The 12,679-nt window shown below is 51.2% G+C and carries 9 protein-coding genes and 1 pseudogene; 7 read left to right on the forward strand and 3 right to left on the reverse strand.

Going from position 1 to position 12,679, the window contains the following annotated elements:
* A pseudogene (locus H8705_RS12750) lies at positions 1-239 on the reverse strand (hypothetical protein); the annotation flags it as partial.
* Positions 240-294: 55 nt separating this feature from the next.
* Here H8705_RS12750 and H8705_RS12755 point away from each other — a divergent pair.
* The 3 genes from H8705_RS12755 to H8705_RS12765 all read left to right on the forward strand — a co-directional run bounded on the left by H8705_RS12755 (position 295) and on the right by H8705_RS12765 (position 1,814).
* Entirely contained in the window at positions 295-930 is a 636-nt protein-coding gene (locus H8705_RS12755) for a manganese efflux pump (protein ID WP_262396175.1), read from the forward strand.
* A gap of 197 nt (positions 931-1,127) precedes the next feature.
* Positions 1,128-1,253, forward strand: coding sequence for a hypothetical protein (locus tag H8705_RS12760; protein WP_262396176.1), 126 nt, complete (start codon positions 1,128-1,130; stop codon positions 1,251-1,253).
* Positions 1,254-1,370: 117 nt separating this feature from the next.
* The gene (locus tag H8705_RS12765; RefSeq protein WP_262396199.1) at positions 1,371-1,814 is read left to right on the forward strand and encodes a bactofilin family protein; all 444 of its coding nucleotides are present in this window, start codon (positions 1,371-1,373) and stop codon (positions 1,812-1,814) included.
* 52 nt (positions 1,815-1,866) lie between these two features.
* On the opposite strand, the gene H8705_RS12770 is transcribed toward H8705_RS12765, so the two are convergent.
* On the reverse strand, positions 1,867-2,727 hold the full coding sequence (locus tag H8705_RS12770) for a hypothetical protein (RefSeq protein ID WP_262396177.1): 861 nt from the start codon (positions 2,725-2,727) through the stop codon (positions 1,867-1,869).
* 391 nt (positions 2,728-3,118) lie between these two features.
* Here H8705_RS12770 and H8705_RS12775 point away from each other — a divergent pair, with 391 nt between their 5' ends.
* The 4 genes from H8705_RS12775 (at position 3,119) to H8705_RS12790 (ending at position 10,631) form a co-directional block, all read left to right on the forward strand.
* The gene (locus H8705_RS12775; RefSeq protein ID WP_262396178.1) at positions 3,119-4,384 is read left to right on the forward strand and encodes a hypothetical protein; all 1,266 of its coding nucleotides are present in this window, start codon (positions 3,119-3,121) and stop codon (positions 4,382-4,384) included.
* 757 nt (positions 4,385-5,141) lie between these two features.
* Positions 5,142-6,461 (forward strand): patatin-like phospholipase family protein, encoded by a 1,320-nt coding sequence (locus H8705_RS12780; protein WP_262396179.1) that lies wholly within the window; start codon positions 5,142-5,144, stop codon positions 6,459-6,461.
* A gap of 939 nt (positions 6,462-7,400) precedes the next feature.
* Positions 7,401-9,647 (forward strand): bifunctional diguanylate cyclase/phosphodiesterase, encoded by a 2,247-nt coding sequence (locus H8705_RS12785; protein WP_262396180.1) that lies wholly within the window; start codon positions 7,401-7,403, stop codon positions 9,645-9,647.
* 693 nt (positions 9,648-10,340) lie between these two features.
* Positions 10,341-10,631: a hypothetical protein gene (locus H8705_RS12790; RefSeq protein ID WP_262396181.1), complete on the forward strand. Its 291-nt coding sequence runs from the start codon at positions 10,341-10,343 to the stop codon at positions 10,629-10,631.
* A gap of 60 nt (positions 10,632-10,691) precedes the next feature.
* On the opposite strand, the gene H8705_RS12795 is transcribed toward H8705_RS12790, so the two are convergent.
* On the reverse strand, positions 10,692-12,638 hold the full coding sequence (locus H8705_RS12795) for an ABC-F family ATP-binding cassette domain-containing protein (RefSeq protein WP_262396182.1): 1,947 nt from the start codon (positions 12,636-12,638) through the stop codon (positions 10,692-10,694).
* Positions 12,639-12,679 lie beyond the last annotated feature (41 nt).

Genomic DNA, 12,679 nt, shown 5'->3' on the forward strand with positions numbered 1-12,679 from the left:
CCCCGCCGGGGGCCCTGCGCTGCACCTTCTTCCCCCCGCCGGGGGCCCTGCGCTGCACCTTCTTCCCCCCGCCGGGGGCCCTGCGCTGCACCTTCTTCCCCCCGCCGGGGGCCCTGCGCCGCACTTTCTTCCCCCCGCCGGGGGCCCTGCGCCGCACTTTCTTCCCCCCGCCGGGGGCCCTGCGCCGCACTTTCTTCCCTCCGGCCCGCCCCGCAGACCCTCAAACAGCTCTCCTTCACCCCGCCCCCCTTCCCCACATACAATAAGGGAAGAACAGCGAAAGGAGGAAAACCAATGGTTCACCTGCTGCTCACCGCGCTGGCTTTAAGCGCGGATGGGTTCAGCGCGGGAATTTCCTTTGGCCTGCGCAAAATAAAAATCGGCTGGAAAGCCAAAAGCGCCATCGCGCTGACTTCTTTTGTCTTTGCCCTGGTTTCCCTGCGGCTGGGGGCTGTGCTGGGCGGTCTGGTTTCTCCCGCCGCCGCGCCTTTGCTTGGGGCGGGGATCCTGGTTTTGATGGGACTGTGGGTCATGCTGGGCGCGTTTAAAAAATCCCCTGCCCCGCCCCCGGGAAAAGAAACCGACGCCGATCCCCCGGCCGTTTCTTTTCTGGGAACCACCGCTATGGTCCTGCGGGACCCGCAAACAGGGGATTTGGATTGTTCCGGTTCCATTGATCTAAAGGAAGCGTTTTTATTGGCCTTTTCCCTGTCTTTGGATATGTTAGGGGCAGGGGTCGGGATTTCCCTTTCCGGTACCGCCGGGCATTTTCTGCCTGTTGCCATAGGGTTATCCCAAGGGCTGGTCGTCGCTTTCGGGCAGTTGGCCGGCCAGACTCTGGCGCAAAAACTTCCAGGAAAAACAACAGTTGCTTTTCTTTCCGGACTGGTGTTGTTTGGTCTTGGGATCACCCGATTTTTTCTTTCTTAAAACCACGTTTAAGTATACACTATTTTCCCTTTGATTTCCATACGCAGAAAAAACATAAAAATATTGTCGTATTTTGAGGAAAATGCTTCCTTTTTAGGGAATTTTATAGTATTATCAAGGAAAAGACAAATCTTCTTTCCATTTTCTTAAGATTTGCCTTTTTCCTTTTGAAAATTTGGGGAAAGACAGTTAATAAAATGACGAAGAAAAACGCTTTTATCGACTTACTGACAAATAATATCATTCCTATGGATTCTTCTTCCGCCAGTATAATAGAAGAAACCTCCCCTCAGCAAGCGCAGGAAAATACCGCTCCTTCCTGAGAGAAGGAACCCTCTCAAGAACCTTCGCCCGAACCTCCATCGCAGGATACTTCCGTTATCCCGGTAGAGGCCCCTATTTTACTGGAAAAAGCAACCGAAGCCCCTCAAGTTACCTGTATTGCCAAAGGCGCCAGCGTGCAAGGGGAGATTATCGCTCCCGGGGACGTTCATATTTTCGGCCGGGTAAAAGGCAATATCCAAGCCAAAGGAAATTTAACTGTCGCTGGAAAAATTCCAGGAAACGTGCAGGCGGGAGATATTGATTTAATCCAGTGCCAGAGGAAAGGAAATCTTTTCGCCGGCGGATTTGTACACATGGATGAAGGCACCCTGTTGATTGGAGACCTGGACGTAGGCAGTATCACCTTAGGCGGAAAAGTCCGTGGGAACGTGGTCTCCCGGGGAAAAATTTACCTGCGGGAAAGCGCCATGATCATCGGCAATATTACCGGCAGCAACATCGCCATTGATCCGGGGGCCAACCTGATGGGTGAAATTATGATTACTTCCAACCCCAACAGCGATAATCTGGACATTCCTCAGGATATGGAAGAGTTTTAAAAGAATATATATAAAAGAGCGCAGGGAAAAAGATTTTCCCTGCGCTCTTTTTTTATTCTTCCTTTTTCCAAAGAACGGCTCCCGCGCTTGCCGCTGCTGCGAGAAACGTTCCGCTCAAAACTAAATACACAATAACCGGCGGACTGCCCAGGCCGTCCGGTCCAAAATACCAAAGGCTTTGTCCCATCCACGCAAGCCAGGCGGAAAAAATCCCCAGCCACACACAGTCCGCGCCGATCCCTGTGCGCCGGGCTCCGGTGGCCGCCGTCCACACCACATAAACCGTAGGGATCACCGCCCAAAGAACCGTGGCGATCCACCAGCCCAGGGTGGTTTTCGGAAGGACCGTCACCCCCCAGCCAAACAGCCCCATCAAATGCAGTACCAGCGCCGCATAAATCAGAAAACACCCGCTCACTCCCAGCACCAAAGCAAAGGTACATCTGCCCGCCGGAGATCTCCCCCGTCCGGGGGCTTCTTCTGTCCGGGGGTTTCCCCCGCTCTGGGAAGCAAACCCGCCGGAAAACTCCCCTGTCCGGGCACTTCCTCCGCCCTGGGGGGCAAAGGCTCCGGGAAACTCTCCCGTCCGAGCGCTTCCCCCGCCCTGGGGGGCAAAGGCTCCGGGAAACTCTCCCGTCCGGTCACTTCCCCCGCCCTGGGGGGCAAAGGCCCCGGGAAACTCTCCCGTCCGAGCGCTTCCCCCGCCCTGGGGGGCAAAGGCTCCGGGAAACTCTCCCGTCCGGTCACTTCCCCCGCCCTGGGGGGCAAAGGCTTCGGAAAACTCCCCTGTCCGGCCGCTTCCCCCGCCCCGGGGGGCAAAAGCTCCGGGCCTCCCCGCTCCCGCGGGGGCGCCGCATCTGGGGCAGCGATCCGCTGTTTCCCCCAAAGACAACCCGCAGTTTAAGCAAATCATTTTTTAAAAAACTCCCCCCCTTGGCGGTCTTTTTTCTTTCCTTATTATACACTGCCTTCCTAAAAATTTCCACAAATATTTCTGTGGTTTTTCTTCCCCCTATGACAAAAAACGACAATATATTCGACAAAATCCCCCTTGAAAAATCGATGGCTTTTGTTCATTCCTATGAAATTTTCAAAGTTTTTTTAAAATTAGGCCAATTTGCCGCATTTTTTTGCATCATTTGGCGGTTTTTGCACCATTAGTGAAAGGATTTTTTTCCTAAACCTTCATTTTTCTCTCACTGGAAAGGGTGACAAAAACGAGAAATTTTAGTATAATTAATGGGTACTACTTTAAGCAGACCACTCGGATAGGCGCGTCCTATGCTGTCGGTCCAAAAGGAGAGGTGAACTATTTTATGGCCAACCCTTCGATCCCGCGGGATTATTCCGGGGAATTATCCGAACTGCTTCCTCAGCTGGTGGAAACCTACGGCGTAAAGCAGGTCCGGGAATATATGAGCCAATGCAGCGCCGCTTTAGATCAGGTGGATAAACTCAACGCCGTCTTAAGCAGCAGTGAAAACAACGCGCCGGATTTTGACCGGAATAAAGTGATGGACGGGGTGATGAGCGCCACCAGCGCTTATTATAATTTCCTGATGTCCGTACCGGAAGATATGCGCCGGTTTTTATTCTTAATGGGCGGCGTCAGTCCCCAGGAAGTGGATTCCCTTTCTCAGATTGAACCTGACGTGGGAGACGCAATTACCCAACTGGCGGGCATCGCCCCGGCCATACAAGCCATCCGCCCTAAAAATTATGTAATGCCTATCGACCCTATTTCTAATAAATTAGCCACGCTGCAGGAATTAAATCAGGTGGTGGTTTCCAACCGGAAAAAACCGCCTATTAAAACTTCTGTTTCCATTGATTGTCCGGAACATATGAAAATTGACGGCAATATCAGCCTGACTACTTATGACCGTTCTTTAATCAATGGAGTGGTGTCTATTTTGGAATCCGGCAACAGCAGCTTTACTATCGGGATGCTTTATCAAGCCATGACCGGCGTAAAAAATCCTACAGTGGATGAAAATTTAGTGGAAGAACTGAAAACCAAATTGGACACCATGCGCCGGCTGTCCATTACTATTGATTTGACCAATGAAGTAAAAGCCCATATGATCCATAAGGAATTTGACGCCCAGGTGGATCAGTTTTCTATCGAAGGCTATCTTCTGCCCTTGAATAAATACAGCGGTACCGTCAATGGGAAAAAATCCGAAATGTATCAGATTATTGATACTCCCCCGCTGTACAGCTACGCCAAACTGAAAAATCAAATCACGACCGTGCCCTTGGATCTGCTGAAAGCCCCGCTGAACAACAACAGCACCACCATCCCCTTAAAAACCTATCTGCTGGGCCGGATTGAAGCCATGAAAAACACAAAAAACAGCGTCTTTCGGGATAAGATCCTGTATAAAACCATATACTCAGAACTAGGAGAATTAACCGCGGATAAAAAAAGGAAAGCCCGTATCCGGAAATATACCTGTACGATTCTTTCCTATTTTGTCCAGCAAAAATATATCACTTCTTTTAGGGAAGTCAAAGAAGGCAACGCCATTACCCATTTGATTATTGATTACGCCGAGCCCAAAAACTAACCCTCTCCCGCCTCCCGCCTTCCGCCTTCTTTAAAAAGAAGGCTTGGCCAAGAAACTTCTCCGGCTTTTTGAAAAAAGCCTCGGCAAAAACTTTCACTCGGCTTCGCCGCTTCTACGGGTGGTTCCTGCGGGATCCGGGCCCCCGGACGGCTTCGCCGTTCCCGGCCGTTGGCCGGGTCGGCCGCAAAACGCGGCCGCCGGGGGCCCGCCGTCCCCGCACATTCCTCCCCGGCGGGCAGCTCCCCCCGGCTTTTTGAAAAAAGCCTCGGCAAAAACTTTCATTCGGCTGCGCCGCCCCTGCGGGAAGTCCCCCCAGGGTCTCGGCAGGTACTCCCCCGGCGGTTCCGGGCGGTTTCTGCGGTGGTTCCTCCCCCGGCGGTTCCTCCCCGGCGGTTCCCGCAAGCTCCCCGAACCTCGGTGCGAACGCCCCCCATAAGCTCCTTTCGGCTTTTCGGAAAAAGGCGCGGCAAACACTTTCTTTCGCTTGCACGGTCTTTGCAGGCGCCCCTTGGTAGCCTCCAAAGGGTGTTGCCCCAAGACTGCTGCACGCCCCTTCTCCGCCAGCGGTCTCTGGAATGCCTCCCAGGACCGCTGGCTGGGGCGTTATTTCCAGTTTTTCCCAGGTTCCTGGCTTAATTTTTCCCCTCGGTACAAAAAAGCCAACCCGGACCTTACATTTTATAAGTTATTCGAAATCTCCCATAAAATGTCTTTTCTGAAAAAAGGACAGGTAAAAAAAATGAGAGAGGGTAAACCTATGACTACTTCACCAATGACATCTTTTGTGCTCTCCGGCGGAGGAAGCCGGGGCGCCTATGAAATCGGCGTCTGGAAAGCGCTGCAGGAATTGGACGTGCGTTTTTCCATGGTTACCGGCACTTCTGTCGGAGCGTTAAACGCCGCCGCCATTGCTCAAGGGGATTTTGAGCTGGCGGAAAATTTATGGAAGGAACTGGAAACCAGCAATGTATTTGATCTGAAATTAGATGAAACTTTGCCTGACTCCATAAAAACCTTGACAGCGGCCAAACAGATCTTTCAAGAGTTTTTAAAACAAGGGGGCGTTGACTGCGGCCGTTTAAAAAAATTGCTGGAGCAATATTTAAACGAAGACGCTATTCGAAAATCTCCCCTTGCTTTAGGCTTGGTTACTACCGAACTGCCTACTTTAAAACCTCGGTATTTATGGAAAGAAGAAATCCCCCAAGGGCAGCTAATTGATTATTTACTGGCTAGCTGCGCCCTTTTCCCCGCCATCCAGCCCTATGAAATTGATGGAATACGCTATATTGACGGGGCGTTTAATGATAATATGCCCATTAAAATGGCCATTGATCAAGGGGCCAAACAGGTGATTGCCGTCTATATGGACGCTCCCGGGGTTGTACGTCCGTATAAGAAATTTACACAGATGGCGGATATTCGTTTAATTCAATGTTTTTGGAATTTAGGTTCTTTATTATTATTTGACCGGGATCATGCCCGGCAGAATATCCGTCTGGGTTATTTGGATACCATGCGTTCTTATGAAGTATACGACGGTTATGCCTATGCTTTTCCAAAAGGAACTGTCCTCAGCGCAGGCAAACAATATTATTCCAATTTCGCGGAAAAAATGCGTCTGTTTGGTTTTCGCGGTCCAAACCACCGTCTGCCCGGATTAAATGATCTTTCGTATACCGTCATGAAAAAGCGCATTTCCAACCGCATTTCTTCTCCAGTTTCCGTACAGGGCTTTGTATTGGACGGGCTGGAATGTTCCGCAGAAATTTTCGGATTGGATTTTTGTAAATTATATACCCTTCCCATTTTAAACGAACGGCTGAAAGAAGCCAGCCAACAAGTGGTTTTGCCGCCTGCGCTGGAAAGCATGAATATTTGGCAGGAAAAAGGCGCCGCCGCCATTTCCGACGCTTTGGAACTGGCGGACCGGCGTATTCGCACCATCTATCTGGCCAAGGTGATAAACGACTGTCTGGCCAAACAGCGGGCGTTTAATCTGCTGCCGGTGGCGGCTTTGATGACCGATGAATTTTGCGCCGCGCTATATCTCTCTTTCGCTGGAATTGTCCAGTAGCAGCCGAAAAGCCCGGCGGCTCTTCCCCGCACAGTCTCTGTTTTCCCCCGCCGTACAGCGGCGGTTCTCCAGCGGCGCCGTGAAAAAACGGCGCCGCTGGTTTTTTCTGTTTTGGGGCCGGCGGGTGGGTTCTTGGTTCGGGCCCGACGGTGGGTTCTCGGTTCGGGCCCCGGCGGGTGAGTTCTCGGCCCAGCCCCGCGGGGGGTTCTTCGGTTCGGGCCCGGCGGGTGAGTTCTCGGCCCAGCCCCGGCGGGGAGTTCTCGGCCCAGCCCCGGCGGGAGGTTCTCGGCCCAGCCCCGGCGGGTGGGTTCTCGGTTCGGGCCCCGGCGGTGGGTTCCCGGTTCGGGCCCCGGCGGCGGGTTCTCGGCCCAGCCCCGGCGGGGGGTCTCGGCCCAGCCCCGGCGGGAGGTTCTCGGCCCGGGCCCAGCGGGGGGTTCTTCGGTTCGGGCCCGGCGGGTGGGTTCTTCGGTTCGGGCCCGGCGGGTGGGTTCTTCGGCCCGGCCCGAACCTCCCCCTTTTCGGCAGGGCGGCCCGGAAAAACTTCCCACCTTGGCAATCCCCGTTTGAAATATGGATTTGCTTGGGCGGATGTGTTATAATGAAAGCGGTATCCCGCTTTTTGTCGTTTTTTGCCGGTTCTTGGGGTTTCCCGCTGGGTTTTTCCGCCGGTTGGTGGAAGTTCCTGCCGGTTGGTGGAAGTTCCTGCCGGTTGATGGAGGTTCCTGCCGGTTGATGGAGGTTCCTGCCGGTTGGTGGAGGTTCCTGCCGGATTTTGCCGCGCCCTGCCGGATTTTGTCGCGCCCTGCCGGTTTTTGCCGCGCCCTGCCGGTTTTTGTCGAACCTGCGGCGGGCGGCCGATCCCCAGACAAAAGATCCTCTGCAAAAAGTTTATTCTTTTTTCTAATAAATGGCCATCGTCTATCAGAGAGGAGAGAAAACATGGAAGAAAATACCATACGGCGCCGGCTTTTGCGGCTTTCGGTGATTGTTTGCGCGGTGGGCGCGGTACTGCTGATTGGGGGAGCCGGAATTATTTCTTCCGTGGCCCGGTATGCCCATGAGGACGTTCATACCCGGATAAAAACAGAGGCTCAGGAGTATAAAAACCGCATTTTTAAACAGTTTGACAAGGATTTTGAAACCCTGCATACCTTAGCGGTTCTTCTGTCAAAAAGTCCGGTTCTCTCTTTTGATAAGGACAATCTTATGAACTGGATTGCCGCCGCTAACAATGAATATAACAATTTTGTGGGGATGGCCTATTTTACCCCAGACGGCCAGGGAATGATGAACCCTTCCGGAAAAGAAACCATCCTTGATTATCCCCTTGCTTCCTGTGACGAAGCCGTGCAGGAGGCCGTCGAAAGGTCCTTTGCCGGGGAAAATGTGATCTCCCGTTTTTTTCTCAGCGAGATTACCAAGAAAGAGATTTATATTTACAGCGTGCCGGTTTATCAGGAGGGAGAAATTGCCGGGGTATTATCCGCCAGCACTCATTTGGACATTTTTCAGGAAATTGCCAATGGTGAAGCGGTTATGAGCGGCAACGGCTTTATTCATGTGATCAGTTCAGACGGCACATTTTTAGTGCGTTCCCCCAATTCCCTGGTTCCTTATATCAACGAATATACTACCATCTTTGACGGGCCGTATATTTCCTCACAGGACCAGGAAAACGCCTTAGAACTTATGGAAAACCAACAAGGGGGCTTTTTTGAATTTCGTTATGAAAATAAATCCTATCATTTTTATCTTCAGCCGTTAAATATCAATGGCTGGTATTTAATGTGTGTGGATACGATGTGGGGCGGAGTTTCTTACAGCCGCCAAATATCCCTTTTGATGGGAATTAGCTTTTTTCTGATGCTTTTACTGTCCTGCTTCTTATTGGCTTACGGTTATTTTTTAATCCGCAAACATTATCATAAAATGTATACATTAGCTTATTATGATCAAGTCACCGGCGCGCAGAATTTCGCTTATTTTCAGCAGCGTCTTTCCGCTTACCAAAAACAGTCCAAAAAATACAGCGTCATTGCTTTCAATATGCGCAATTTTAAATTTATTAACGAATTGTTCGGCACAAAGGATGGAAATCTTGTATTAAATTATCTCAGCAGTCAATTTGCTTCTCATATGAAAGAAAAAGAATTTTACTGCCGGGAAACCGCCGACCAGTTTTATCTGTTTTTTAAAGATACCGATCCGAAACAAATCAGCGCCAGATTACATGAAATTATCTCTTCCATCCGGGCCGGCGCCCGGAAAAGAAGCGATGGATTTGATCTTAATCTTTACTGCGGCGTGGCTATCGGCGGCGATCCCCATCAAGCTTTATTAGCCCAGCAGCATATCCGTCAAAATGTCAATACCCGTATTCATTTTTATGATGAGGATATCCATAAACAGGAACTGCAGGTTCATTATATGGAAAGTCATATGGAACAAGCGCTGGAAAACGGAGAATTTAAACTGTATCTCCAGCCGAAAATCCGCTTGTCCGACGGGACTGCCGCTGGAGCGGAAGCCCTGGTTCGCTGGCACACAGAGGATGGAACCTTTTTCTTCCCAGGGGAATTTATTCCCTTGTTTGAAACCAATGGTTTTTGTGTCCGGTTGGATTTATATATGGTGGAACAAGCCTGCAAACAAATCAGAAGCTGGCTGGACAGGGGGATCGCGCCTATCCCCATTTCTGTCAACCAAAGCCGGCTGCTGTTTATGGAAGAAAATTATGTGGACAATTTGACAAAAATCCTTGAAAAATACGGCGTTTCCCCTTCCCTGATTGTTTTGGAAATTTTAGAAGGAATGGCGGCGCAAAATCTCAGCGCCCTTAACGAGCGGATAAAACAGCTTCACTGCGCTGGATTTAAAGTTTCCATGGATGATTTTGGAAGCGGATATTCTTCTTTAAACACATTATCTCAATTAACCTTGGACGAATTAAAAATCGATCAGTCTTTCCTGCGCGGCATAGCCCAGGAAAACGATGAAAAACGATGGACTATATTAAAACAGATTGTACTGCTGGCGCAGAAATTAAACATCACCACCGTCGTGGAGGGAATTGAAACCCAGGAAAACGCACAGAGAATGGCGGAGTTTGGCTGTGAGTACGGGCAAGGATATTTTTACAGCAAACCTATTTGCGCCCAGGAGTTCAGTGAAAAATATATGAAGTAAGCTTTCCTGGAGAAAACGAAGAACCCCCCGGAGGAATTTTATAAATTCCTCCGGGGGGTTTTGTTTTGAGCCGGGAGAAAATACCCGCCGAGACCCCGCGGAAACCACCCGCAGAGGCGGCGAAGCCGAGTGGAAGTTTCTTGGCCAAGCCTTCTTTTCAAAGAAGGCGGGGACGGGCGGCGAGGGTCGGGAAAGCCAAGCCGAAATCCCGCGGGAACCACCGGAAGGCGAGCGCCCGAACTAACACTCCGCGGGAGCTGCCCGCCGGGGAGGAATGTGCGGGGACGGCGGGCCCCCGGCGGCCGCGAAGCGGCCGGCCCGGCCGTTGGCCGGAAGCGGCGAAGCCGCCCGGGGGCCCGGGCGCGGGGCGGGATACGGGCTGGAGGGCGGCAGGGGGCGTAAGGCGGGGGGCGGCCTGCCCCGCCGAAACTGCCGGGAGACGCCGAAAGAAAACACCCGCCGAAACCCCGCGGGAGCTACCGGAAGGAGAGCCCCCGGACCAAAACCCCGCAGGAACCACCCGCAGGGGCGGCGAAGCCGAATGAAAGTTTCTTGGCCAAGCCTTCTTTTTAAAGAAGGCGGGAATGGAAGTTTTTGCCGAGGCTTTTTTCAAAAAGCTGGAGAGGGAAATCACCGGGAGGAGCCCCCGGACCAGAACCCCGCCGGAACCTCCCGCAGAGGCGGCGAAGCCGAATGAAAGTTTCTTGGCCAAGCCTTCTTTTTAAAGAAGGCGGAGACGAGGCTTTTTTCAAAAAGCCGGAAAGGGAAATCACCGGGAGGAGCTCCCGGACCGAAGCCCCACGGGAACCACCCGCAGAGGCGGCGCAGCCGAATGGAAGTTTTTTGGCCAAGCCTTTTTTTCAAAAAGCTGGAGGGCGAGCGCCCGAACCAACACTCCGCAGGAACCGCCCGCAGGGGCGGCGAAGCCGAATGGAAGTTTTTGCCGAAGCTTTTTTCAAAAAGCTGGAGGGCGAAGCCGAATGAAGGTTTCTTGGCCAAGCCTTCTTTAAAAAGAAGGCGGAAGGCGGGAGAAAGCGGGAAGGATCAAACCGTCTCCTCCTGCTCCCGGCCCAGCTCTTCCCATTCTTCCATCCGCTGGGCCAGCGTTTCCCGCAGACTTTCCAGTTCCTGGCACAGCAAAGCCACCTGCTCATAATCGCTGGCCACCTGCGGGGACGCCAAAAGCCCTTCTTTTTGGGAGATTTCTTCTTCCAACTGGGAAATTTCTTCCTCCACCTGCACAAACCGCTTTTTCCTGGCCACCTGCTGCGCCCGCTGTTTTTTGGAACGGTAGTATTCGTTTGTCCCAGCCGGGGCGGCGGCGCCTTGGGCGTCCGCGAAGGGTTCCTTCGCGGCATTGGCTGCGCCAATGGCCGCCGCCTGCCGGTTTTTATACTTCTCATATCCCCCGTCATACCATAAAAACCCTTCCGGGGTCATTTCGACAATTTTCGTCGGCATTCGGGAAAGAAGATACCGATCGTGGCTTACCGCTAAAATCGTCCCTTCATATTCCATCAGCGCCCGGTCCAATACGTCTTTGGTTGCTAAATCCAAATGATTGGTGGGTTCGTCCAGCAATAAAACATTGCCTTTTTCCAGCATCATAATCGCAAATTTCAAACGGGCTTTTTCTCCGCCGGACAGCGCGTCCACCCGTTTATAAATCGTATCCCCAGAAAACCGCACGCCTCCTAAAGCCGTACGAATTTCCTGTTCATACGCCTTTGGATACCGGTCCCATAATTCCTGCAGGACTGTTTTATTGGGATGTAATTTTGTTTGTTCCTGTTCAAAATAGGAAACTTTTACATGTTTGCCCCAAACAATTTTCCCCTGTTCCAAAGAAAGCAAATTCATCAGAGTTTTTAGGAAGGTGGATTTTCCCACTCCATTGGCGCCTACCAAAGCTACTTTTTGTCCCCGCAAAAGATCAAAATCCAAATTGCTGCACAACTGTCTTTTTTCCGCTCCCTGCCCTACAGATAAAGCAAGCCCTGTCACATGAAGAACTTCTTTTACCGGTTCTTTTTCAAAAGAAAACCGAATATTTGCCGGCGGGACAGGCGGTTTTGGTTTTGCGATCCGCGGCAGCCGTTCCAATTCTTTTTCCCGGCTTTTTGCCATTTGTGCTGTTGTGGCCCGTACTTTATTCCTGGCAATATAATCCTCTAAGGCAGCAATCTGCACCTGCTGGGCTTCATATTCTTTTAATTGGCGCTGATATCTTTCTTCTTTTAATTGTGTATATTTGGTATAATTTCCTTTATAGGAAAAAAATTCTTTTCGATCCAGTTCCCAGATTTTTGTCACTAATTTATCTAAAAAATACCGGTCATGAGAAACGACGACAATCGCTCCCTTATATCCTTCCAAATATTCTTCCAGCCAATCCAGCGAAGCAAAATCCAAATGATTGGTAGGTTCGTCTAATATCAGCAGTTTTGGCGCCTGCAATAACAGTTTGCACAAAGCCAGCCGGGTTTTTTCCCCGCCGGACAGCGCTTTTACAGGAGTCGACGGGTCCCGGCTGCCAAAACCCATACCATGCAGCACTGTATTAATTTTAATATCGATTAAATATCCTTCGTTGGCTTCAAAATACGTTTGCAGCCGGGCATATTCCTGCGTAATTTCCATTGCCTGAGGACTTTGCTTGTCCAGCGTTTCCAGCTGGGCAGCCAATGTTTTCAGCTTTTGTTTTATTTCCAGCAAAGCGGAAAATGCCGACCGCATTTCCTGATGTATGGTATTTTCCCCCATAAGCCCGCTGTTTTGGCGCAAAAAACCAATAGCCAAGCCGTTTTGAATACTGCGCTGGCCGCTTTCAAACTCCTGTGTTCCTTCCAAAACTTCCAGCAGCGTGGATTTCCCCGCGCCGTTAACCCCAATCAGACCAATCCGGTCCCCTTCTTCTATTTTTAAACTTACCCCTTGGAAAATCGTTTGATCCCCAAAAGATTTTGTTACATTTTCTAAGGATGCTAACATGGGTTCTCCTTTCTTTCCGCCTTCCCGCCTTTTTTGGAAAA

The organism is Youxingia wuxianensis (assembly GCF_014385085.1).
Taxonomy (GTDB): Bacteria; Bacillota; Clostridia; order Oscillospirales; family Ruminococcaceae; genus Youxingia; species Youxingia wuxianensis.